The sequence below is a fragment of the Haemophilus sp. HMSC61B11 genome, assembly GCF_001838615.1.
Taxonomy (GTDB): Bacteria; Pseudomonadota; Gammaproteobacteria; order Enterobacterales; family Pasteurellaceae; genus Haemophilus_D; species Haemophilus_D parainfluenzae_AD.
The window spans coordinates 40,116-62,049 of sequence record NZ_KV837955.1 but is presented as its reverse complement, the minus strand read 5'-3'; the positions used below and the strand labels follow the sequence as shown (position 1 = coordinate 62,049).

Below are 21,934 nucleotides of genomic sequence, written 5' to 3'. Positions count from 1 at the left end.
AAAAAAACTAAAGTAATAATTTTTTATTTTAAATTAAATAAGATTAAGTTAATTTCAAAAAAATATTTTTTGCCTATTTTAGGCAACACAAAAATATTCAGAAATTAATCTGTGGAGACTCTCTAAACAGAGAGAAAAACTCTGTTTAGAGAGTCGTATTGGATGGTTTGTTTTGAGAAGCGAATACTGAGTATGAAAAGCAAGAGCGATGAGACGGCATCATAATATGGCGTGTACGACGGATATGAGCCATCAAAGAGCGACCTTTTATCGGATTAAACCGTAAAAGTCTCAATACTTTCGTATGGACGTATCTGTGTATATATGTACGCAGTAGCATAGAAAAAATCCCTCTTTTTATCTAAACTAACCTTTGTTAGGTATATTCTCTTCTCATGCAAAGATTATGTCAATAATATTTTTCAAAAAATGTGATCGTTATCAAAAAATAAATTTAAATTTCATATAAAATAAAACCACAAAAACTACGGAAATAAATTATTATTAAAATTAGATGATGAATAACGTTATCAATTTAACGAGAGCTTTCCTAAGCTAAACTTGCCACCATTACCGCCTTAATGGTATGCATACGGTTTTCAGCTTGTTCAAATGCAATATTCATCGGAGACTCAAAAACATCTTCTGTGACTTCAATACCATTTGCTAATTCAGGATATTTTTCTGCAATTTGACGACCCATTTGGGTTTCACTGTTATGGAATGCAGGTAAACAATGCATGAATTTTACTTTTGGATTACCCGTACGCTTCATGAGTTCTGGCGTGACTTGATAAGGAAGCAATAACTTAATGCGCTCTGCCCAAGCGTCTAATGGTTCGCCCATTGAAACCCAAACATCGGTATGCACAAAATCAACACCTCTTACGGCTGTGTCGATATCTTCAGTGACAGTAATTTGCGCACCACTTTCTTTAGCAAAACCTTCACACATTTCAACAAAACCGGCTTCTGGCAATAAGGCTTTAGGGCCGCAAATACGCACATCCATCCCAAGTTTAGACCCAATCAATAAAAGAGAATTCCCCATGTTATTACGCGCATCACCAATATACACATAACTAATTTGACGAAGTGGCTTGTCACAATGTTCAATCATCGTAAGAACATCCGCAAGCATTTGTGTTGGATGAAATTCATCCGTTAAACCATTAAACACAGGCACACCTGCATAATCCGCAAGTTCTTGAACAGTACTTTGTTTAAAGCCTCGATACTCAATCGCATCATACATTCGCCCAAGGACTCTCGCAGTGTCTTTCATACTTTCTTTATGCCCAATCTGAGATGAATTTGGATCAATGTAAGTCACTTGTGCACCTTGATCATGAGCCGCTACTTCAAAAGCACAACGGGTTCGCGTTGAGGTCTTTTCAAAAATCAGTGCGATATTTTTACCTTTAAGTTGTTGCAGCTCTGTTCCTGCATATTTAGCACATTTCAAATCACGTGATAAATCTAACAAGTAATTAATTTCTCGTTCTGAATGATGAACAAGACTCAATAGGTGTCTATTTTTAAGATTAAAAGCCATAGCGATCTCCTTATCGGATGCCATCAATAAATGCAGGCTACCTTACTGTGAATGACTTAATTTTTAGCGGATTGGATAGCCTATTTTTGTCCCAAACGTGAAGTTTTGCAACCGAATTCAATCCTTTATTTTGTGATGCTCATCACACTTTATTCCAGAACTTTATATTGCGCTTTCTTTATATATAAAAGAGATTTACAATCCCGTCGATTCTCACACAACAGGAGTGCATATGATCAACAGAAGAAATTTCATACAACTTAGCGCAAGTAGCATTTTAGCGTTAAGTGCGAGTCGTTTTGCTTTTGCAAAAAGCAACACACAAGTCGATTTACGTATTGTGGCAACAACCGATATTCACAGTTTTTTGACTGACTTCGATTACTACAAAGATGCACCGACTGAGAAATTCGGTTTTACCCGTGCTGCAAGCTTGATTCGTCAAGCTCGTCAAGAGGTAAAAAACAGCGTTTTAGTTGATAACGGTGACTTAATCCAAGGTAACCCAATCGCTGACTATCAAGCGGCTAAAGGTTATAAAGAAGGCAAACCAAACCCAGCCGTAGATTGCTTAAATGCAATGCACTATGAAGTGGGCACATTAGGTAACCACGAGTTTAACTATGGCTTAGATTATTTAGCGGATGCGATTAAACAAGCTAAATTTCCTATCATCAATGCCAACGTAGTGAAAGTAGGCACTGAAGAGCCCTATTTCACACCTTATGTAATTCAAACGAAAGAAGTGGTGGATAGCCAAGGTAAAACGCACAAACTAAACATTGGTTATATCGGTTTTGTGCCACCACAAATTATGGTGTGGGATAAAGCAAATTTACAAGGCAAAGTTGAAACGCGCGATATCGTGAAAACCGCACAAAAATATGTGCCAGAAATGAAACAAAAAGGTGCCGATATTATTGTGGCACTTGCACACACTGGGCCATCTGACGAACCATATCAAGAAGGTGCAGAAAACTCAGCATTCTACCTTGCTGATGTACCACACATTGATGCGATTGTATTCGGTCATTCTCACCGTTTATTCCCGAATAAAGAGTTCGCCAAATCACCCAATGCGGATATTGCTAAAGGTACTGTGAAAGGCGTGCCTGAAAGTATGGCAGGTTACTGGGCAAACAACATCAGTGTGATTGACTTAACCCTTGCTCAACACAACGGCAAATGGTTAGTGGCTGATGGTAAAGCGGCTCTTCGTCCAATTTACGATGCAGAAAACAAAAAAGCGACCACAGAAAGTGATGCAGAATTGACCGCACTTTTAAAACCTGTGCATGAAGCCACCCGTGAATTCGTGGCACAGCCAATCGGTAAAGCGACCGATAACATGTATAGCTACTTAGCCCTAGTGCAAGATGACCCAACCATTCAAATTGTGAACCAAGCACAAAAAGCTTATGTGGAAAAGGTAGCACCAAGTGTTGCGGCAATGGCGGGCTTACCAATTTTAAGTGCGGGCGCACCATTTAAAGCCGGCGGACGTAAAAATGACCCTACTGGCTATACTGAAGTTAACAAAGGTGAATTAACCTTCCGTAATGCAGCAGATTTATACCTCTATCCAAATACCTTAGTTGTTGTCAAAGCAACAGGTGAAGAATTGAAAGAATGGTTAGAATGTAGCGCAGGTATGTTTAAACAAATCGATCCTACCAGCGACAAACCACAATCTTTACTTGATTGGGACGGTTTCCGTACTTATAACTACGATGTGATTGACGGCGTAAATTATGAATTCGACCTGACTCAACCACCGCGTTATGACGGCGAATGTAAATTGATTAACCCGAACTCACACCGTGTAGTGAATTTAACCTACCAAGGTAAACCAGTTGATCCAAAAGCAGAATTCTTAATTGCGACTAATAACTATCGTGCTTACGGTAATAAATTCCCAGGCACGGGCGATGCGCACATTGTTTACGCTTCTCCAGATGAAAACCGCCAAATTCTTGCGGATTACATCAAAGCAGAAAGCGAAAAAAATGGCCATGTAAACCCAAGTGCGGATAAAAATTGGCGTTTTGCACCGATTAAAGGTAACGATAAATTAGATGTACGTTTTGAAACCTCGCCAAGCGAACAAGCAGCGAAATTTATTCAAGACAATGCGCAATACCCAATGAAGAAAGTCGGCACCGATGAAGTGGGATTTGCGGTATATCAAATCGATTTATCGAAATAACAAAAAAGGGCGTGCTCAGCACGCCCTACTTATTTCAAAGTGCGGTCAATTTTGACCTTATTTTTCTTCTTTTGGAAGTCTGATTAAGGAAAAGATCAAGCCGCCCCAAATTACTAAAAGCGCCACAATCATCATTGTAATTGAAATACTTGTCATCTTTATTCTCCTTTTTCTTCAAGCTTGAAGTTGTCTTCATTTTTCCATTTTAAACGAGAAAGAATGAACGAAACCACCACTAGCGAAATTGCCATACCCCAACCAAAGATATTTACAAACCAGCTTGGATAACCTTCATAACCTTCTGTAAATACTTTCGCACCTTCACTGAATAACATAAAGGCAAGAATACCGGTTGTGATGACAATACATAAACGCCATAGGAAACCCACTTTGAATGAAGAGCTTTGATTTAAGTGGTTGCCTAATAAGCCTAGTTTTTCATTTGCAACAATCACAATTAATGAAACAAATGCCACTGCTACAATACCGAAGTAGTTCACAAATTTATCGAACACATCAAGCATTGGTAAGCCGGTTGTTGTACCGAATAAAATCACCGAAACCACCATCATTGGTAAACCAACAACAAAGGTCGCTTTTGCTCGACGTAAACGGAGTTTATCTTGAATCGCTGAAATGATTACTTCAATAACAGAGATAAATGAGGTTAATGCCGCAAAGGTTAATGAACCGAAGAACAATACCCCTAATACTTCACCGAATGGTGCTTTGTTAATAATAGTTGGGAATGCAAAGAAAGCTAAACCAATACCACCTTTTGCCACTTCGCTCACTTCTACACCTTGTGCGGTTGCGATGAAACCTAATGCCGCAAATACACCAATACCGGCAAGCACTTCAAAACTAGAGTTCGCAAAACCAACAACTAAACCGCTACCTGTTAAATCTGAATCTTTTTTCAAGTACGATGCATACGTGATCATAATCCCGAAACAGATAGAAAGAGAGAAGAAGATTTGACCGTAAGCCGCAATCCACACGCTTGGGTTAGACAGTTTTGACCAGTCTGGTGTAAATAGTGCGTTTAAGCCTTTTTCTGCACCTGGTAAGAATAAAGAATAAACTACCAACGCCACAAACATCACCACTAAAACAGGCATCAAGATATCTGAAGATTTAGAAATCCCTTTTTGAATACCTAAAGAAAGCACACCTAATGCCACTAACCATACAGCAATTAATGGGCCAGTTACCATGCCTACAAACTCAAAGCTCACACCATTGCTGATATCGCCCATTTTTAAGAATTCGTGTAGGAAGAAATCAATCGGTTGGTCGCCCCAAGCAGAATTAAGTGAGAAATAGGTATAGCTTGCCGCCCAACCTAATACCACGGCGTAGTAAAGACCGATGATGACGTTCACCATCACTTGCCACCAACCAAACACTTCAAAGTGTGGGTTAAAGCGACGATAAGAAAGCGGTGCACCACCACGATGGCGATGACCGATTGCGTAATCTAAGAAAAGCAATGGAATACCAGCGGTTAAAAGTGCGATAAGATAAGGGATAATAAATGCACCGCCACCGTTTTCATAAGTGGTATAAGGGAAACGCCAGATGTTTCCTAAGCCAACAGCGGATCCAATCGCCGCCATAATAAATGCTTTCCGACCAGAGAAGGTCTCACGCTTTGCGTTTGACTGCGTCATATTAAGTTCCTTTTGAATGAAGAAAGGTTTCAATATAATGAATTCTAAAACCGAGTCAAGAATTTGATTTAAAGTGCGGTTAAAAATAATGAATTTTTTTTAAAAATTACTGTCTAAAGGCCGAATTTAATCTCTATTAACAACCAAAAGGAAACATTTATGGATCTCAACAGCATTTTAAATCAAGTTTTAGATGTCGCGAAAAACTCTGCAAGCAAACTTGAAACCGGCAACCAAACTATCGACTCTCTCACCAAAGTAGGTGGTGGTGCAGCGTTAGGCGGTATTTTATCGATGATTTTAGGTCGTAGTGGCGGTGCAAGCCTAGCTAAATTAGGTTCGCTTGCCGTTTTAGGTAACCTTGCTTATCAAGCTTACCAAAACTATCAAAAATCCCAACAAAGCAGCCAACCAAAAATCTCAGAAAATGCATTTGATGTATTAAACTCATCAAGCCATGTAGATGCAGGTGAATTAATTTTACGTACTATGATCGCCGCAGCGGCAGCAGATGGTGAAATCACAGAAGATGAAAAACAAATTATTGCAAACGAAGCAGGTAACAACCCTGAATTAGCACAATGGCTTGCACAAGAAATTCAAAATCCAATTTCTATCAATGAAATTGCTCGTCTTGTAGGCAACGATACTGCACTTGCAAGCAATGTATACTTAGCTGCTCGTTTAGTAAGCAAAGATTTATCTCGCAAAGAAATCATTTTCTTAGCAGACTTAGCACAAGCGTTAGGCTTAGACGATGCACTAGTTGAACAATTAGAAAAACAAGCAGGCTTCTAATTTTACGCACAGAAAACATCACGTTTTCTGACCGCACTTCTCATCAAAAAACACGATAACCAAGATTATCGTGTTTTTTTCGTTTGTTTTTTCGCGAAAACCTAACCAAAGGCGAAAAATTCCGCTACAATGCAAAACTTCAATATTCATAAAATTATTTAATAATCATAAAAACGGGAAGCAACATGACAGGCGCACAACTCATTATCGAATGTTTAAAAGCGCACGGCGTAACCGATCTTTTCGGCTACCCAGGCGGGGCAATCATGCCAACCTATGATGCCATCTATGACTCAGGTCTTGACCATCTCCTTTGTCGTAATGAACAAGGTGCAGCAATAGCCGCGATTGGTTATGCACGCTCTACTGGCAAAGTCGGCGTTTGCGTGGCAACCTCTGGTCCGGGTGCAACCAATTTAATTACCGGTTTAGGCGATGCCTTTGCTGACTCTGTACCAATCGTTGCGTTTACCGGTCAAGTAGCCGCACCTCTTATCGGTACAGATGCTTTCCAAGAAGTCGATGTGTTAGGATTATCTCTTGCTTGCACCAAGCACAGCTACATCGTGCAATCCATCGAAGAACTCCCCGAAATTATTGCTTCTGCTTTCCAAATTGCACAAAGTGGCAGACCTGGCCCTGTTCTCATTGATGTGCCTCGCAACATCCAAGTAAGTGATGTGCCAGAACATGTCAAACCTATAGTCAAACCGATCGTAAAACCAACCGCACTTTCAGAATTAAAATTAGCTGAAGCAAAAGCATTATTGGCTCAAGCGAAAAAACCAGTGCTTTATGTGGGCGGCGGTGTTGGTATGGCGAAAGCAACACAAGCGATCAAAAAATTCCTACAAATCACCCAAATGCCATCTGTTTCAACATTGAAAGGTTTAGGCTCAATTGACCCAACCGATCCCGTTTATATGGGCATGATTGGTATGCACGGTACAAGAGCTGCAAACATTGCCGTGCAAGAATGTGATTTATTATTAGTATGCGGTGCACGTTTTGATGACCGTGTGACCGGTAAATTAGACAGTTTTGCTCCACATGCTAAAGTCATTCATTGTGATATTGATGCCGCGGAAATCAACAAACTTCGCATGGCAAATGTCGCCCTTCAAGGTGATTTAATTCAAGCCTTAGAGGCTTTAAGTATTCCGCTTGCAATTGATGATTGGCGAGCACACATCCAATCGTTAAAAGCCAAACTCGATTTCACTTATATCGATAACGAAGGTAATCGTCCTATTGACCCTTGGTCATTGCTTAACACACTTTCACAGCGTAAACCTCAAAATGCTGTGATTTGTACCGATGTGGGCCAACATCAAATGTGGTCTGCGCAACATATGCGTCATTTTGCACCAGAAAACTATATCACCTCCGCAGGCTTCGGCACAATGGGATTTGGTTTACCTGCAGCGGTAGGCGCGAAAAAAGCACGTCCTCATGATGAAGTGATTTTAGTGACAGGCGATGGTTCATTGATGATGAACATTCAAGAGTTGGGTTCAATCAAACGCGGTAATTTGCCGGTAAAAATTTTGCTATTAGATAACCAACGCCTTGGTATGGTGCGTCAATGGCAAGACCTTTTCTGGAATAAACGTCGTTCTGAAACTATTTTAGAAGATAACCCTGATTTCGTGATGTTAGCGAAAGCCTTTGATATTCCAGCTGAACGCATTGAACAAGCTGACGAAGTAGATAAAGCGCTTAATCGTTTATTAAATAGCGAAACCGCTTATTTGCTACAAGTATGTATTCCACCTGATGAATGTGTGTGGCCATTAGTCCCACCGGGTGCATGTAATGCTGATATGTTGGAGGAAATTTAAGATGAACCAATATACTTTTGAATTGACTGTTCAACATCGTCCTGAAGTTTTAGAACGTGTATTACGCGTTATTCGCTTGCGCGGTTTCACTGTGACTAATATGGAAATGGCACTAGTAGAAACACAAGTGCCATTAAAAATCACTGTAAAATCTGACCGCACTTTTGATCTGTTGGTAAATCAGTTAGCAAAATTGCCGGATGTGATTGAAATAAAGTAAAGGAATCAAAAATGAAAAAGCTATTATCATTCATAATGCTGTGTTCATTATTGTGTTTGTCAGCATGTACTGTAGATAAAAATATACAGTCTGATGTAACATCAAGTAAAGAACCCATTGAGATGTTTATGTTTAGTCAAGATGGCAGGCTTTTTGTTTTTACTGATAAAGAAAATTTTGAATTTAAAGGGCAAGATGTTTCTAATTTATCAATATTTCTTAATAGCACCTATGCAAAATCAATAGAAAAAGTGTCACCTGAACTTTATATATATTTGGATGAGGATAAAAAGCAACGAGCTTCATCATATTTAAGAGTGTTTGTTAAAGCAGATAAATTAACGAAAAAACAACGGGATGAACTAGTAAATCAATTTAATTTTACACAAGCATCTCAAGCAAAAGATAAGGTTAAAAAAGGGATAAAAGAAGATTCTGATATTTCATCTCAACTTGATATTTTTTATATTAAAACGTACAAGGCGGATGGTATTATCCAAGAATATAAGAATCGTGATGAATTACTAGCAAAATATAAACTGGCAAAACCTATTATGGCAACAGTTTATCGTACGACTTATACTACCAGCAAATCATATAGTCTTTCGGACACGGGTGAAAATATACTTACAGGACCACTAATAATCTTAACGGCTCCATTGTGGATTCCATTTAGTCTTCTTGATTGCTTCAACGAGCGTAATGCACTCCTTGATTTTTGCCCATTCCGTTAAATGACAATAAAGCGTGATTAAAAATTACTTTAAAATCTAACCGCACTTTTGATCTATTGGCTAATCAGCTAGCAAAGTTGTCGGGGGTGGTGGAGATAAAATAATCTTATTGTTACCTAATAAGTAATTTATAAAACGTATAATCTTTTTTATTACCAAAAATTATTATCAATGGAGAAATAGAAATGAAAAAACTTATCGTATTAGCAATATTATCTAGCCTATTACTAACTGGTTGCATAATGTATAACCTATAGTCCATAAAATACTCAAGAATTGAACTCACTTTAAATATTAAAGTACATATATCTTAACGAAATTTACTTGGAGAATTTATAACTATGCCAAAACTACGTTCTGCGACCAGTACACAAGGTCGTAATATGGCAGGTGCACGTGCCTTATGGCGTGCAACAGGGATGAAAGAAAATGACTTCGGAAAACCCATTATTGCGGTAGTGAACTCTTTCACCCAATTCGTCCCGGGGCATGTGCATTTAAAAGACATGGGACAACTGGTCGCGGCGGAAATTGAAAAAGCCGGCGGCGTAGCAAAAGAATTCAATACCATTGCAGTGGATGACGGTATTGCCATGGGACACGGTGGGATGCTTTACTCCTTACCAAGCCGAGACTTAATCGCAGACAGCGTGGAGTATATGGTAAACGCTCACTGCGCCGATGCCATGGTGTGTATTTCCAACTGTGACAAAATTACCCCGGGAATGTTAATGGCGGCAATGCGTTTGAACATTCCAACTATCTTCGTTTCAGGCGGTCCAATGGAAGCGGGTAAAACAAAATTATCTGATCAACTTATTCGCTTAGATTTAGTGGATGCGATGATTGAGGCAGCAGATCCAAATGTAAGTGATGAGCGTATTGATGCGATTGAGCGAAGTGCTTGCCCTACTTGTGGTTCTTGCTCAGGAATGTTTACAGCTAACTCAATGAACTGCTTAACGGAAGCCTTAGGTTTATCTTTACCGGGTAATGGCTCGATGTTAGCGACCCATGCTGACCGTAAAGAATTATTCTTAAAAGCAGGTCGTCAAATTGTTGAGCTTTGCAAACGCTATTATGAACAAGATGATGAAAGCGTATTACCTCGTTCAATTGGCACCTTTGAGGCCTTTGAAAATGCTATGAGCTTAGATATTGCGATGGGTGGTTCAAGTAATACCGTTTTACACTTATTAGCGGCTGCTCAAGAAGCTGGCGTAGATTTCAAAATGGCAGATATTGACCGCTTATCACGCGTTGTGCCTTGCTTAAGCAAAATTGCACCAAACACCAATAAATACCACATGGAAGATGTGCACCGTGCAGGTGGCATTATGGGCTTATTAGGTGAATTAGATCGTGCAGGTTTAATCCATCGCGATACCAAAACCGTATTAGGAACAACACTAGAAGAACAATTAAATCAATACGATATTATTCGCAATAAAGACGAGGAATTACACAAATTCTTCCGTGCCGGACCTGCAGGTATTCGTACCACGCAAGCCTTCTCACAAGATTGTCGTTGGGATAGCGTAGATGATGACCGTGTAAGTGGATGTATCCGTAACAAAGAAAATGCCATTTCTCAAGAAGGTGGTCTAGCGGTATTGTTCGGTAACATCGCTAAAGATGGTTGTATCGTAAAAACGGCGGGTGTAGATGAGTCTATCTGGAAATTTACCGGTCGAGCAATCGTATTTGAAAGCCAAGAAGATGCGGTAGCCGGTATTTTAGGTAGCAAAGTGAAAGAAGGTCATGTAGTAGTCATTCGCTACGAAGGTCCAAAAGGCGGCCCAGGTATGCAAGAAATGTTATACCCAACCAGCTATTTAAAATCCATGGGCTTAGGTAAAAAATGTGCTTTATTAACAGATGGTCGTTTCTCTGGTGGTACATCTGGTTTATCTATCGGTCACGCTTCACCTGAAGCGGCTTCTGGCGGTGCGATCGGCTTAGTATATGATGACGATATTATCGAAATCGATATTCCAAATCGTGCGATTAATCTCAAAATCAGCGATGAAGAATTAGCAAAACGCCGTACCGAGCAAGATGCCAAAGGCTGGCAACCAGCTAACCGTGAACGTGAAGTGTCTTTTGCATTAAAAGTATTTGGTCACTTTGCAACATCTGCGGATAAAGGTGCTGTGCGTGATAAAAGTCTATTAAAATAATTTCTAATTATTCCTCCTCTCTTTTATGAGAGGAGGATAAAAACAAAGAAAAAATTAACCGCACTTCATCATAACAAATTAAGTATCATGAAAAATCTACTTACCAATCCTCAACCCTCTCAATCGGATTACATTAACGCGATTGTCAAATTTGGCTCCAGAGTATATGAAGCCGCTACCGTAACCCCGCTACAAAAAATGGGCAAATTATCTGATCGCCTACATAATAATATTTGGATTAAGCGTGAAGACCGACAGCCAGTAAATAGCTTTAAACTGCGTGGCGCCTATGCAATGATATCCAGCCTTTCTGATGAACAAAAACAGTCAGGTGTCATTGCTGCTTCTGCGGGTAATCATGCTCAGGGTGTTGCTTTATCAGCAAAACAGCTTGGATTAAAAGCATTAATTGTTATGCCACAAAATACACCGAGTATCAAAGTGGATGCAGTTCGCGGTTTTGGTGGTGAAGTGTTGTTACATGGAGCCAATTTTGATGAAGCCAAAGCTAAAGCCATTGAGCTTTCAAAATCTAAACATATGACATTTATCCCGCCTTTTGATCATCCATTGGTTATTGCTGGTCAAGGTACATTGGCGATGGAAATGCTCCAACAAGTTGCTGATTTAGATTATGTCTTTGTGCAAGTTGGTGGTGGTGGCCTTGCGGCTGGCGTAGCCATTTTGCTCAAACAATTTATGCCGGAAATTAAAGTCATTGGTGTCGAGTCCAAAGATTCAGCTTGTTTGAATGCAGCCTTAGAAAAGGGTGAACCTACAGATCTAGCACATGTTGGGCTATTTGCCGATGGCGTAGCAGTAAAACGTATTGGTGATGAAACATTCCGTTTATGTCAAAAATATTTAGATGGTATGGTATTGGTAGACAGCGATGAAGTTTGTGCGGCAATGAAAGATTTATTTGAAAACGTGCGTGCTGTCGCAGAGCCATCTGGTGCCTTAGGATTAGCTGGTTTGAAGAAATACGTGAAACAAAACAATTTGGAAGGCAAAAATATGGCGGCAATTCTATCTGGCGCCAACCTTAACTTCCATACATTGCGTTATGTTTCAGAACGTTGTGAAATTGGTGAAAACCGTGAAGCTTTATTGGCGGTAACGATGCCTGAACAACCAGGCAGCTTTTTAAAATTTGCTCATGTCATCGGAAACCGTGCAGTAACAGAATTCAGTTATCGTTATGCAGATAATCAAAAAGCCTGTATTTTCGTTGGTGTGCGCACGGCTAATGAAGCTGAAAAAGCAGAAATTATTGCTGATTTAACGAAAAATGGCTTTGATGTAGAAGATATGTCTGATGATGATATTGCGAAAACTCACGTGCGTTATTTAATGGGTGGACGAGTTTCTAATCATCATGAACGACTTTATAGCTTTGAATTTCCAGAACAAAAAGGCGCTTTACTTAAATTCTTAGAAATTTTGGGTAAACGTTGGAATATTTCATTATTCCATTATCGTGCACATGGAGCTGATTACGGTAATATTCTTGCGGCTTTCCAATTAGGCGAAAAAGATAACGCAGAATTTGAAAAAGCTTTAGCTGAACTCGGCTATGTTTATGAAGATGTGAGTGAAAGTAAAGCGTATCGATATTTCTTACGATAAAAAATAAAAAGAGCGGTCAAAATAACCGCTCTTTTTTATTATCATTAACTTATCGTTTTGATTTAACGAGTTTTTCAGTAAGTTCGTAAGCACGAAGTTTCGCCAACTCTTTAGAAAGTTTAGCTACAAGTAAATCATGATCCACATCAACAGCGTGATTCACAATATTTTCTTCCGCTTTACGTTTTGCTTCACGAATACGATCTGCATCTAACTCGCTACCGCGAATTGCAACATCGGCAAGTACTGTTACTACTTTAGGTTGAACTTCTAAAAAGCCGCCTGAAACATAGATAACTTCTTCGTTGCCATCTTCAAGAGTGAATTTAACAATCCCTGGCTTAATCGCCGTCATCAAAGGGGTGTGGTTTGGTAAAATACCTAGTTCACCTTCCACACCTGTTGCTTGGATTTGTTTAACAGCACCTTCAAAGATTTTTCGCTCTGCGCTGACTATTATTAGGTTAAATGTCGCCATTTTTGTTCTCCTTCAAATGACTTGAAGTGATTACATATTTTTGGCTTTTTCTAGCGCTTCGTCGATTGTACCGACCATGTAGAACGCTTGTTCTGGAATATGGTCGTATTCGCCGTTTAAAATACCTTTAAAGCCGCGGATAGTTTCTTTTAAAGAAACGTATTTACCTGGAGTACCGTTGAATACCTCAGCAACGAAGAACGGTTGTGATAAGAAACGTTCAATTTTACGTGCACGTGCTACCACAAGTTTGTCATCTTCAGATAACTCGTCCATACCAAGAATTGCGATAATATCTTTTAATTCTTTATAACGTTGTAAGATACCTTGTACGCCACGCGCTACATCATAGTGCTCTTGACCAACAACGAGTGGGTCTAATTGACGTGAAGTTGAATCTAATGGGTCAACCGCAGGGTAAATACCTAAAGACGCAATTTGACGACTTAATACAACTGTTGAGTCTAAGTGCGCGAAGGTTGTTGCCGGAGATGGGTCAGTTAAGTCATCCGCAGGTACATATACCGCTTGTACAGAGGTGATAGAACCTGTTTTGGTTGATGTGATACGTTCTTGTAACACACCCATTTCTTCTGCTAATGTCGGTTGATAACCTACCGCAGATGGCATACGACCTAATAACGCAGATACTTCTGTACCAGCAAGGGTATAACGATAGATATTATCCACGAAGAATAATACATCACGACCTTCGTCACGGAATTTCTCTGCCATAGTTAAACCGGTTAACGCAACACGTAAACGGTTACCTGGTGGCTCATTCATTTGTCCGTAAACTAATGATACTTTATCTAATACGTTAGAATCTTTCATCTCATGATAGAAGTCGTTACCTTCACGAGTACGCTCACCTACACCCGCAAATACGGAGTAACCTGAGTGCTCAATCGCGATATTACGGATTAATTCCATCATGTTAACGGTTTTACCTACACCCGCACCACCGAATAGACCTACTTTACCACCTTTTGCGAATGGGCAAATTAAGTCGATAACTTTGATACCGGTTTCTAATAATTCCGTACTGTTAGATTGTTCTTCGTAGCTTGGTGCTGGACGGTGAATAGACCAGCTTTCTTCTGCGTCAATTTCACCTTGCTCATCGATTGGTTCACCCAATACGTTCATAATACGGCCTAAAGTTTTAGTCCCTACTGGAACTTGAATCGGGTTACCCGTATTTTCTACTTTTAAGCCACGTTTTAAGCCGTCAGACGTACCTAATGCGATACAGCGAACTACACCGCCACCTAATTGTTGTTGAACTTCAAGGGTTAAACCTGATTCAACTTTTAATGCATCGTAAACTTTTGGTACTGCATCTTGTGGGAATTCAACGTCAATCACCGCACCGATGATTTGTACAATTTTTCCTGCTGACATTACCGTTCCTCTTTCATTAAATCGCTGCCGCGCCGGCGACGATTTCGTTTAATTCATTTGTAATACTTGCTTGACGGGCTTTATTGTAAACTAATCGCAAGTCATTGATTAAATTACCTGCATTATCAGTTGCCGCTTTCATTGCTACCATTCTAGCAGCTTGCTCGGAAGCAAGGTTATCTACCACAGATTGATACACTTGTGATTCCAAATAACGAGTAAGCAAACTGTCTAATAAGACTTTTGGCTCAGGCTCGTAAAGGTAATCCCAGGTGCTTTGTCTTTGCTCTAAATTATCGGTTTCTAATACCGGTAATGGTATTAATTGTTGATAAACAGGTTTTTGTGCCATTGTATTAACGAATTTATTGTAGGCAATATAAATTGCATCTACTTCTTCGTCTTTATAGCTACCAAACATACCGTTTGCAACACCAATTAAGTCTTCCATTGTCGGATTATCACCCAAACCGGAAAGTTGTGCACGAACAGGTAATCCTAATGAACGGAAGAAACTAATGCCTTTTGAGCCAATTAAACCCAATTCAACATTAACTCCTTTATCTTTCCATTGTTTGATTTCTGTCATTACGGTTTTAAACAAGTTAATGTTCAAACCACCACACATTCCGCGGTCAGTCGAGACAACTAAGATCCCGACTTTTTTCACTTCGCGTTGAATTAAAAATGGGTGTTTATAACCAACACTTGCTTTAGAGACGTGGCTGATAACATTTCGTATTGTTTCAGAATACGGACGAGAAGCCGACATACGATCCTGCGTTTTACGCATTTTCGAGGTCGCCACCATTTCCATTGCCTTTGTAATTTTTTGTGTACTTTGTACACTGGCAATTTTGGTTTTTATCTCTTTTGCACCTGCCATCTTATTTCTCCGTTACTTTTACCACGCGCTATTGGCTTTAAAGTTATCCAAAATCGTTTTCAATGATGCTTTAACTTCATCATTGTAATTACCGGTTTTGGTCAATTCAGCCATAAACTCGCTGTGGTTACGGCGAGCGTAATCTAAAAGTGCGGCTTCAAAACTTGCAATTTTTTGTAATTCCACATCTTCTAAATAGCCAAACTCAACCGCGAAAAGCAACACAGATTGCTCTGCTACGCTAAGCGGTACATATTGTTTTTGTTTCAATAATTCAGTGACTTTTTCACCGTGAGAAAGTTGTTTGCGGGTAGCATCATCAAGGTCAGATGCGAACTGAGCAAACGCCGCTAATTCACGATATTGAGCTAATGCAGTACGGATACCACCAGCTAATTTTTTCACTACTTTAGTTTGTGCAGAACCACCCACACGAGATACCGAGATACCTGGGTTTACCGCTGGACGAATACCAGAGTTAAATAAGTTAGATTCTAAGAAAATCTGACCATCGGTAATCGAAATTACGTTGGTTGGAACGAATGCTGAAACGTCACCTGCTTGAGTTTCAATAATTGGAAGAGCGGTTAAAGAACCAGTTTTTCCTTTTACTGCACCTTGAGTGAATTTTTCTACGTATTCTTCATTTACACGTGCTGCACGTTCAAGTAAACGTGAGTGTAGATAGAATACGTCACCTGGATAGGCTTCACGACCTGGTGGACGACGTAATAATAATGAAATTTGACGATAAGCAACGGCTTGTTTTGACAAGTCATCGTAAACGATTAACGCATCTTCACCGCGATCACGGAAATATTCACCCATTGCACAACCAGCATAAGGCGCTAAATATTGTAACGCAGCTGATTCAGATGCAGATGCTGCAACAACGATAGTATTTTCAAGCGCACCGTGCTCTTCTAATTTACGCACTACGTTTGCAATAGTCGACGCTTTTTGACCGATCGCGACATAGATACATTTAATACCTGAATCACGTTGGTTAATGATTGCGTCGATTGCTAATGCTGTTTTACCAGTTTGACGGTCACCGATGATTAACTCACGTTGACCACGACCGATTGGAACCATAGAGTCAACCGCTTTATAACCGGTTTGCACAGGCTGATCAACAGATTTACGATCGATAACACCTGGTGCAATGACTTCAACAGGAGAGAAACCATCATTTTCAATTTCACCTTTACCATCGATTGGCTGGCCAAGTGTATTAACCACACGACCTAATAAACCACGACCAACTGGTACTTCAAGGATACGGCCAGTACATTGTACTTCCATACCTTCCGCTAAATCTGCGTAAGGGCCCATTACTACCGCACCAACAGAATCACGTTCAAGGTTAAGTGCCATTGCGTAACGGTTGCCTGGTAAGGCGATCATTTCGCCTTGCATCACATCGCTTAAGCCATGAATACGAATAATCCCGTCACTTACAGAAACAATTGTCCCTGTATTACGGGCTTCGCTCACCACGTCAAATTGAGCGATGCGTTTTTTAATCAATTCACTAATTTCAGTTGAATTTAGTTGCATCTTGTATTCCTCTTATAATTGCAACTCATTTGCGAGACGAGTAAGTTGTCCACGACTACTTCCGTCAATCACAAAATCTTCTGTACGAATCACTACACCAGCAATCAGTGAGCTATCTACATTGCAATTTAATTTCACTTTGCGAGCTAATCTTTTTTCCATTGCAGCTGCAATTTTTTCGATTTTTGTTGCATTCAATGGTTGTGCAGAAGTTACTTCAACTTCTGCAATAGCTTGATGTTCTTCCACATAATGTTTAAATTCTTCAAACACGGTAGGAATCGCACTCAAACGCTTATTTTCAGCCATTAACCGAATAAGATTTTGCCCATATTGATCCAATTGTTCGCCACAAATAGAAATTACTGTATCAGCTAATTTCTGTGCAGAAAGAGAACTACTTAAGTAAGCTTTTACCGTTTCATCTTCAGCTACGGCTGCAGCAAAGCCTAACATTTCAGTCCATTTTTCGACCGCACTTTGTTCAATGGCAAAGTCGAATGCAGCTTTTGCATAAGGGCGAGCTATTGTAGTTAATTCTGACATAAGCTAAGCCTCTTATAACTCTGCAACTAATTTATCAATAATGTCATTGTTTGCCGCTTCATCAATAGAACGACCCACAATTTTCTCAGCACCCGCTACTGCTAATGAAGCCACTTTAACACGTAATTCTTCTTGAACACGTTTACGTTCTGCTTCTACTTCAGCATAACCTTGAGCAATAATTTTTGCTTTTAGTTCTTCAGCTTCTGCCTTCACTTCGTCTAACACTTCATTGCGACGTTTATTAGCAGCATCTAAAATTTCTTGAGCTTGTACTTTGGCAGATAGAAGTTCTTGTTCAACAAGATTTTTAGTATCTGCTTGCTCTTTTTTCGCTGCTTCAGCTGACGCTAAGGCGTTCGCAATTTGGCTTTGACGTGTTTCAATCGCATTAATAATTGGTGGCCAAACAAACTTCATGCAGAACCACACGAAAAGTGCGAACGCAATAAGTTGACCAATCAATGTTGCATTTAAATTCACAACGTCCTCCTTACTATGCTTGTTTTACGTTGATAAGCAAATAAGGTGATTAGTGTAATAAACCGATGAATGGGTTTGCGAAAATGAAAAGTAATGAAATACCAACAGCAATCATTGCAATCGCATCCAAAAGACCTGCCACGATAAACATTTTAGTTTGTAGGCTAGATGCTAATTCAGGTTGACGAGCAGATGATTCTAAAAATTTACCACCTAAGATCGCAAAGCCGATTGCAGTACCTAATGCAGCAAATGCAAGAAGAATTGATGCACCAATGATTGTCGCTGTAATTACAGTTTCCATAATGTTCTCCAATAGAAGTTAAGTTTAGCCCTAGAGCCGGTTAATAAAAAATGATTAATGATCTGCTTTATTATAAGCAATACTTAAATAAACCACCGTTAACATCATAAAGATGAATGCTTGTAACGTAATAACCAAAATATGGAAAATAGCCCAAGCAAGGTGTAATGGAATTCCCAATGCCGCAATGGCCACATTTGCAGAGTACATCACAGCGATAAGAATAAAGATTAATTCCCCTGCATACATATTACCGAAAAGACGGAAAGCAAGAGAAATCGGTTTAGCTAATAAAGTTACCGTTTCAAGAATAAAGTTTACAGGAATAAACGCCCAATGATTAAAAGGGTGGAGTGTATATTCTTTAACTAAACCACCAAAACCTTTTGATTTAATTGTATAGAAAAGAATGAGGAAGAATACACAGATTGACATACCTAATGTTGCACTGATATCTGCTGTTGGTACTGCTCTTAAATAACGAATACCAAAAAGACCGGCAAATTGAGGAAGAAAATCAACTGGGATTAAGTCGATAGCATTCATAATGAATACCCAGCAGAAAATGGTTAAAGCAATTGGTGCTACCACATTACGCGGACCATGAAAGTTTTCTTTCACAATACCATCAACCCAACCAACGACAATCTCAACCAAACATTGCATTTTGCCTGGTACGCCTGTCGTTGCATTTTTTGCAACACGAGAAAAGATAAACAAGAAAATCACGGCAGATACGATCGAGAAAAAGAGCGTATCAACATGAACATTCCAGAAACCATCACCTGTTTTTAAGAAGCTCAAGTGGTGGCCAATATATTCGGAAGTCGTTTGTCCAGACATAGTCAACCCTTTGTAGAAAAAAGAAAAAAATTTAAGATTTATTTAACAAAAACGGAATAAAATTATTCAACGCTAATGCAGTAAAAAAACCAACAAAAAATAAAATAAAATGTGAGATAGAAAGCCATTTAAAGGCCCCCCCCACAAGCACAATCGTTAGCATAAACTTCAATGCTTCACCGCGATAAAATGCTGTTAATTTTGTTGAAAAATCTTGTTTGCGAAAAAAAACAATATAAGTAAAAGCACAAAATGGCACAAAAGCACAGATAAATCCTAAACTAAAATCTACCGCACTTTCACCTTGCCAAAGCGCAACTAACAAACCAAAAACAACAAGGCAAACTGATTCAATAATCATCGCTTTTTGATATCGATTTTTGGCCTCTGTTAAAACCTTAGACATTATCTTATTTTTTAAAATACAAAAATTACCTAATTATACCTGTGCTACAAAGAGTTTCAACTTTTAAACAGCTAAAAAATGTTAAATAAATCACACTTTTAAAAATTTATTCACAAAATAACCATAAAATAAGTGTGTTTTATCGTAAAACGATTAAATGTCGCTCACCTACAAGCTCAGGGACATGTAAAGTTATCACGTCTTTTACTTCGAATTTTTTGTCTAATTCTTGAACTTCATCTTCGTGATAAATGCCTTTTAAAGCATAAAAATATCCATCTTGTTTTGGTAAATGATGACACCAATCAGTCATATCTTTTAACGAAGCAAATGCACGACTTAATACGCCGTCGAATTTTTGTTCAGATTGGTATTCCTCAACGCGGCTAAGAACAGGTTCTACATTTGTTAGTCCTAACTCACGTACTGCATTTCGAATAAAGCTAATACGCTTACCTAAACTATCTAACAAGACAAATTGCTTGGTAGGGTTAATAATGGCTAAAGGCAGGCCTGGCAAGCCTGGACCGGTTCCTACATCAATAAAAAGATCCCCTTGTAAATAAGGACTAACAACAATACTATCCAAGATATGTTTCACTAACATTTCCTGTGGATCACGCACAGAGGTTAAGTTATAGGCTTTATTCCATTTATTGAGTAATTGTACTAACTGGATCAGTTGATCTTTTTGTCGATCTGTTAATTGGATTTCAGCTTGAGTCAGTAAATTTTCGAGTTTTGCTTTCATTTTTCTATCTATCTTGTCTATTTGTCGTCATTCTACTTGAAAATTCCTACCTTGAAACATTATTTCTTCTGGCTTGCTAAAATATTCCCTAAATTTGTTTCCAACCAGTCCACCAACTCAAACATCTTATTAGAAGCTTCTGTTCCAAATTCTGTTAATGTATAATCCACTTGCGGTGGCACGGTATTATAGGATTTACGAATTAACATACCATCAGCCTCCAATTCCTGCAGGGTTTTAGTCAACATACGTTCACTTACGCCATCAATCGCACGGCGAAGTTCACTAAAACGCTTGGTACCAGAATGCAAACTCACCAACACCAATGCGCCCCAACGGCTGGTTAAATGTTGCAAAATTTGGCGAGAAGGGCAAGCTGAAGCCAGAACATTCCCACGATTTAAATTTTTTTTCATTTTTAATTCCTTAAAAATCAACAAGTTAAAAATTATTTTTTAAAAATTCCAAAACTTACGTTTATGTAAGTACTTCCCAAAAGTAAGTATTGAAATATAATACGCCACATCAAGCGAACAATCAAATGTTCAAATATCATTTCAACTTAACGAGAAGGAAAACATCATGACAACTAAAACTATCGCAATTACTGGTGCAACAGGTCAATTTGGTGCAATCGCATTAGACTTATTAAAAGCCAAAAACACCAACGTCATCGCGCTTGTGCGTTCCCCGGAAAAAATTTCCGGCGTAGAAGCCCGCAAATTTGATTATTCAAAAACAGAAGGTCAAGTAGAAGCATTACAAGGCGTAGATACATTAATTTTGGTATCAAGTAATGAAATCGGTCAGCGTTTTGTACAACACAACAATGTAATTGAATCAACGAAAAAAGCCGGCGTGAAACATATTATCTACACCAGCTTACTCGGCGCGACCAACGACAATACCGTAAAATCCCTTGCTGGTGAGCACGTTGAAACTGAAGCCGCATTAAAAGCTTCGGGCATTACTTACACAATTTTACGCAATGGTTGGTACACCGAAAACTACACAGCTTCAATTCCAGCAGCATTAGCAAACAATGCTTTCTACGGTTCAGCAAAAAACGGCAAAATTTCGTCTGTACTCCGTGCAGAACTTGCTAAAGCAGCGGTAAACGTTGCATTAAGTGAAGGGCATGAAAACCAAACTTACGAGCTTGCCGGATCAACTAGCTGGACATTAGCCGACCTTGCAGCAGAAATCAGCAAACAAACAGGTAAAGATATCCCTTACGTGGATATTCCTGCAGCAGATTATGCCTCAGCACTTGTACAAGCAGGATTAGATGAAGGCTTTGCAGGCTTAATTGCCCAATGGGATGTAGATGCGTCAAACGGTGCATTATTCTCAGAAGACAAAACCCTTGAGAAATTGCTTGGCCGTCCAACAGCAGGATTGGATGTAGCAGTGAAACAAGCTCTCGATCACTAATAA

23 protein-coding genes are annotated in these 21,934 nt (G+C 39.2%); 8 read left to right on the top strand and 15 right to left on the bottom strand.

What is annotated here, in order from left to right; all coding sequences use genetic code 11:
- Positions 1 to 145 precede the first annotated feature (145 nt).
- Both speFL and HMPREF3263_RS01200 read right to left on the bottom strand, forming a co-directional pair.
- On the bottom strand, positions 146 to 340 hold the full coding sequence (speFL, locus tag HMPREF3263_RS10785) for a leader peptide SpeFL (protein ID WP_005694931.1): 195 nt from the start codon (positions 338 to 340) through the stop codon (positions 146 to 148).
- 210 nt (positions 341 to 550) lie between these two features.
- Positions 551 to 1,555: an ornithine carbamoyltransferase gene (locus tag HMPREF3263_RS01200; protein ID WP_005699138.1), complete on the bottom strand. Its 1,005-nt coding sequence runs from the start codon at positions 1,553 to 1,555 to the stop codon at positions 551 to 553.
- A 232-nt stretch (positions 1,556 to 1,787) separates the two neighbouring features.
- Here HMPREF3263_RS01200 and cpdB point away from each other — a divergent pair, with 232 nt between their 5' ends.
- Positions 1,788 to 3,761: a 2',3'-cyclic-nucleotide 2'-phosphodiesterase gene (cpdB, locus tag HMPREF3263_RS01195; protein WP_005699167.1), complete on the top strand. Its 1,974-nt coding sequence runs from the start codon at positions 1,788 to 1,790 to the stop codon at positions 3,759 to 3,761.
- A 57-nt stretch (positions 3,762 to 3,818) separates the two neighbouring features.
- On the opposite strand, the gene HMPREF3263_RS10545 is transcribed toward cpdB, so the two are convergent.
- Both HMPREF3263_RS10545 and HMPREF3263_RS01190 read right to left on the bottom strand, forming a co-directional pair.
- Positions 3,819 to 3,917, bottom strand: a complete 99-nt coding sequence (locus tag HMPREF3263_RS10545; protein WP_049375886.1) for a methionine/alanine import family NSS transporter small subunit — start codon at positions 3,915 to 3,917, stop codon at positions 3,819 to 3,821.
- 2 nt (positions 3,918 to 3,919) lie between these two features.
- Complete coding sequence (locus HMPREF3263_RS01190) at positions 3,920 to 5,434, bottom strand: sodium-dependent transporter (RefSeq protein WP_005694934.1); 1,515 nt, start codon at positions 5,432 to 5,434, stop codon at positions 3,920 to 3,922.
- A gap of 159 nt (positions 5,435 to 5,593) precedes the next feature.
- On the opposite strand from HMPREF3263_RS01190, the gene HMPREF3263_RS01185 reads away from it, so the two are divergent.
- The 6 genes from HMPREF3263_RS01185 to ilvA all read left to right on the top strand — a co-directional run bounded on the left by HMPREF3263_RS01185 (position 5,594) and on the right by ilvA (position 12,836).
- On the top strand, positions 5,594 to 6,232 hold the full coding sequence (locus HMPREF3263_RS01185; RefSeq protein WP_065242603.1) for a tellurite resistance TerB family protein: 639 nt from the start codon (positions 5,594 to 5,596) through the stop codon (positions 6,230 to 6,232).
- A gap of 185 nt (positions 6,233 to 6,417) precedes the next feature.
- Positions 6,418 to 8,073, top strand: a complete 1,656-nt coding sequence (ilvG, locus tag HMPREF3263_RS01180; protein WP_070852835.1) for an acetolactate synthase 2 catalytic subunit — start codon at positions 6,418 to 6,420, stop codon at positions 8,071 to 8,073.
- A 1-nt stretch (position 8,074) separates the two neighbouring features.
- Positions 8,075 to 8,293 carry an acetolactate synthase 2 small subunit gene (ilvM, locus tag HMPREF3263_RS01175; RefSeq protein WP_005699189.1) on the top strand — a complete coding sequence of 73 codons (219 nt, stop codon included), beginning with the start codon at positions 8,075 to 8,077 and terminating at the stop codon, positions 8,291 to 8,293.
- 11 nt (positions 8,294 to 8,304) lie between these two features.
- Complete coding sequence (locus tag HMPREF3263_RS01170) at positions 8,305 to 9,027, top strand: hypothetical protein (RefSeq protein WP_005699172.1); 723 nt, start codon at positions 8,305 to 8,307, stop codon at positions 9,025 to 9,027.
- A gap of 341 nt (positions 9,028 to 9,368) precedes the next feature.
- Positions 9,369 to 11,207: a dihydroxy-acid dehydratase gene (gene ilvD, locus HMPREF3263_RS01165; RefSeq protein WP_005694941.1), complete on the top strand. Its 1,839-nt coding sequence runs from the start codon at positions 9,369 to 9,371 to the stop codon at positions 11,205 to 11,207.
- A gap of 87 nt (positions 11,208 to 11,294) precedes the next feature.
- Positions 11,295 to 12,836, top strand: coding sequence for a threonine ammonia-lyase, biosynthetic (ilvA, locus tag HMPREF3263_RS01160; RefSeq protein ID WP_005694942.1), 1,542 nt, complete (start codon positions 11,295 to 11,297; stop codon positions 12,834 to 12,836).
- A 49-nt stretch (positions 12,837 to 12,885) separates the two neighbouring features.
- On the opposite strand, the gene HMPREF3263_RS01155 is transcribed toward ilvA, so the two are convergent.
- The 11 genes from HMPREF3263_RS01155 to HMPREF3263_RS01105 form a co-directional block, all read right to left on the bottom strand.
- On the bottom strand, positions 12,886 to 13,314 hold the full coding sequence (locus HMPREF3263_RS01155) for a F0F1 ATP synthase subunit epsilon (protein ID WP_005699104.1): 429 nt from the start codon (positions 13,312 to 13,314) through the stop codon (positions 12,886 to 12,888).
- Between the two features lie 30 nt (positions 13,315 to 13,344).
- Entirely contained in the window at positions 13,345 to 14,718 is a 1,374-nt protein-coding gene (gene atpD, locus HMPREF3263_RS01150; RefSeq protein ID WP_005699122.1) for a F0F1 ATP synthase subunit beta, read from the bottom strand.
- A 16-nt stretch (positions 14,719 to 14,734) separates the two neighbouring features.
- On the bottom strand, positions 14,735 to 15,604 hold the full coding sequence (atpG, locus tag HMPREF3263_RS01145) for a F0F1 ATP synthase subunit gamma (protein WP_005699149.1): 870 nt from the start codon (positions 15,602 to 15,604) through the stop codon (positions 14,735 to 14,737).
- A gap of 18 nt (positions 15,605 to 15,622) precedes the next feature.
- A complete protein-coding gene (gene atpA, locus HMPREF3263_RS01140; RefSeq protein WP_005699126.1) occupies positions 15,623 to 17,164 on the bottom strand; it encodes a F0F1 ATP synthase subunit alpha in 1,542 nt (513 codons plus the stop codon).
- 12 nt (positions 17,165 to 17,176) lie between these two features.
- A complete protein-coding gene (gene atpH, locus HMPREF3263_RS01135) occupies positions 17,177 to 17,710 on the bottom strand; it encodes a F0F1 ATP synthase subunit delta (RefSeq protein ID WP_005699133.1) in 534 nt (177 codons plus the stop codon).
- A 12-nt stretch (positions 17,711 to 17,722) separates the two neighbouring features.
- Entirely contained in the window at positions 17,723 to 18,193 is a 471-nt protein-coding gene (gene atpF, locus HMPREF3263_RS01130; RefSeq protein ID WP_005699161.1) for a F0F1 ATP synthase subunit B, read from the bottom strand.
- Between the two features lie 49 nt (positions 18,194 to 18,242).
- Positions 18,243 to 18,497, bottom strand: coding sequence for a F0F1 ATP synthase subunit C (gene atpE, locus HMPREF3263_RS01125; protein ID WP_005629249.1), 255 nt, complete (start codon positions 18,495 to 18,497; stop codon positions 18,243 to 18,245).
- Between the two features lie 54 nt (positions 18,498 to 18,551).
- Positions 18,552 to 19,340 (bottom strand): F0F1 ATP synthase subunit A, encoded by a 789-nt coding sequence (atpB, locus tag HMPREF3263_RS01120; protein ID WP_070852834.1) that lies wholly within the window; start codon positions 19,338 to 19,340, stop codon positions 18,552 to 18,554.
- A 31-nt stretch (positions 19,341 to 19,371) separates the two neighbouring features.
- Positions 19,372 to 19,746: an ATP synthase subunit I gene (locus HMPREF3263_RS01115; RefSeq protein ID WP_049375898.1), complete on the bottom strand. Its 375-nt coding sequence runs from the start codon at positions 19,744 to 19,746 to the stop codon at positions 19,372 to 19,374.
- 139 nt (positions 19,747 to 19,885) lie between these two features.
- Entirely contained in the window at positions 19,886 to 20,497 is a 612-nt protein-coding gene (rsmG, locus tag HMPREF3263_RS01110) for a 16S rRNA (guanine(527)-N(7))-methyltransferase RsmG (protein ID WP_070852833.1), read from the bottom strand.
- 59 nt (positions 20,498 to 20,556) lie between these two features.
- Positions 20,557 to 20,913 (bottom strand): winged helix-turn-helix transcriptional regulator, encoded by a 357-nt coding sequence (locus HMPREF3263_RS01105; protein ID WP_005699328.1) that lies wholly within the window; start codon positions 20,911 to 20,913, stop codon positions 20,557 to 20,559.
- Positions 20,914 to 21,079: 166 nt separating this feature from the next.
- Between HMPREF3263_RS01105 and HMPREF3263_RS01100 the strand changes: the two genes are divergently transcribed.
- A complete protein-coding gene (locus HMPREF3263_RS01100) occupies positions 21,080 to 21,931 on the top strand; it encodes an SDR family oxidoreductase (protein ID WP_049371377.1) in 852 nt (283 codons plus the stop codon).
- Positions 21,932 to 21,934 lie beyond the last annotated feature (3 nt).

Bases quoted from the DNA above. Each gene is read 5' to 3' on its own strand.
- HMPREF3263_RS01190 (WP_005694934.1), bottom strand. From the start codon at position 5,434: ATGACGCAGTCAAACGCAAAGCGTGAGACCTTCTCTGGTCGGAAAGCA.
- ilvA (WP_005694942.1), top strand. From the start codon at position 11,295: ATGAAAAATCTACTTACCAATCCTCAACCCTCTCAATCGGATTACATT.
- HMPREF3263_RS10545 (WP_049375886.1), bottom strand. From the start codon at position 3,917: ATGACAAGTATTTCAATTACAATGATGATTGTGGCGCTTTTAGTAATT.
- ilvG (WP_070852835.1), top strand. From the start codon at position 6,418: ATGACAGGCGCACAACTCATTATCGAATGTTTAAAAGCGCACGGCGTA.
- HMPREF3263_RS01155 (WP_005699104.1), bottom strand. From the start codon at position 13,314: ATGGCGACATTTAACCTAATAATAGTCAGCGCAGAGCGAAAAATCTTT.
- atpH (WP_005699133.1), bottom strand. From the start codon at position 17,710: ATGTCAGAATTAACTACAATAGCTCGCCCTTATGCAAAAGCTGCATTC.
- atpE (WP_005629249.1), bottom strand. From the start codon at position 18,497: ATGGAAACTGTAATTACAGCGACAATCATTGGTGCATCAATTCTTCTT.
- cpdB (WP_005699167.1), top strand. From the start codon at position 1,788: ATGATCAACAGAAGAAATTTCATACAACTTAGCGCAAGTAGCATTTTA.
- HMPREF3263_RS01115 (WP_049375898.1), bottom strand. From the start codon at position 19,746: ATGTCTAAGGTTTTAACAGAGGCCAAAAATCGATATCAAAAAGCGATG.
- speFL (WP_005694931.1), bottom strand. From the start codon at position 340: ATGCTACTGCGTACATATATACACAGATACGTCCATACGAAAGTATTG.
- atpG (WP_005699149.1), bottom strand. From the start codon at position 15,604: ATGGCAGGTGCAAAAGAGATAAAAACCAAAATTGCCAGTGTACAAAGT.
- ilvD (WP_005694941.1), top strand. From the start codon at position 9,369: ATGCCAAAACTACGTTCTGCGACCAGTACACAAGGTCGTAATATGGCA.
- atpA (WP_005699126.1), bottom strand. From the start codon at position 17,164: ATGCAACTAAATTCAACTGAAATTAGTGAATTGATTAAAAAACGCATC.
- HMPREF3263_RS01170 (WP_005699172.1), top strand. From the start codon at position 8,305: ATGAAAAAGCTATTATCATTCATAATGCTGTGTTCATTATTGTGTTTG.
- HMPREF3263_RS01185 (WP_065242603.1), top strand. From the start codon at position 5,594: ATGGATCTCAACAGCATTTTAAATCAAGTTTTAGATGTCGCGAAAAAC.
- atpB (WP_070852834.1), bottom strand. From the start codon at position 19,340: ATGTCTGGACAAACGACTTCCGAATATATTGGCCACCACTTGAGCTTC.
- ilvM (WP_005699189.1), top strand. From the start codon at position 8,075: ATGAACCAATATACTTTTGAATTGACTGTTCAACATCGTCCTGAAGTT.
- HMPREF3263_RS01100 (WP_049371377.1), top strand. From the start codon at position 21,080: ATGACAACTAAAACTATCGCAATTACTGGTGCAACAGGTCAATTTGGT.
- atpD (WP_005699122.1), bottom strand. From the start codon at position 14,718: ATGTCAGCAGGAAAAATTGTACAAATCATCGGTGCGGTGATTGACGTT.
- HMPREF3263_RS01105 (WP_005699328.1), bottom strand. From the start codon at position 20,913: ATGAAAAAAAATTTAAATCGTGGGAATGTTCTGGCTTCAGCTTGCCCT.
- HMPREF3263_RS01200 (WP_005699138.1), bottom strand. From the start codon at position 1,555: ATGGCTTTTAATCTTAAAAATAGACACCTATTGAGTCTTGTTCATCAT.
- rsmG (WP_070852833.1), bottom strand. From the start codon at position 20,497: ATGAAAGCAAAACTCGAAAATTTACTGACTCAAGCTGAAATCCAATTA.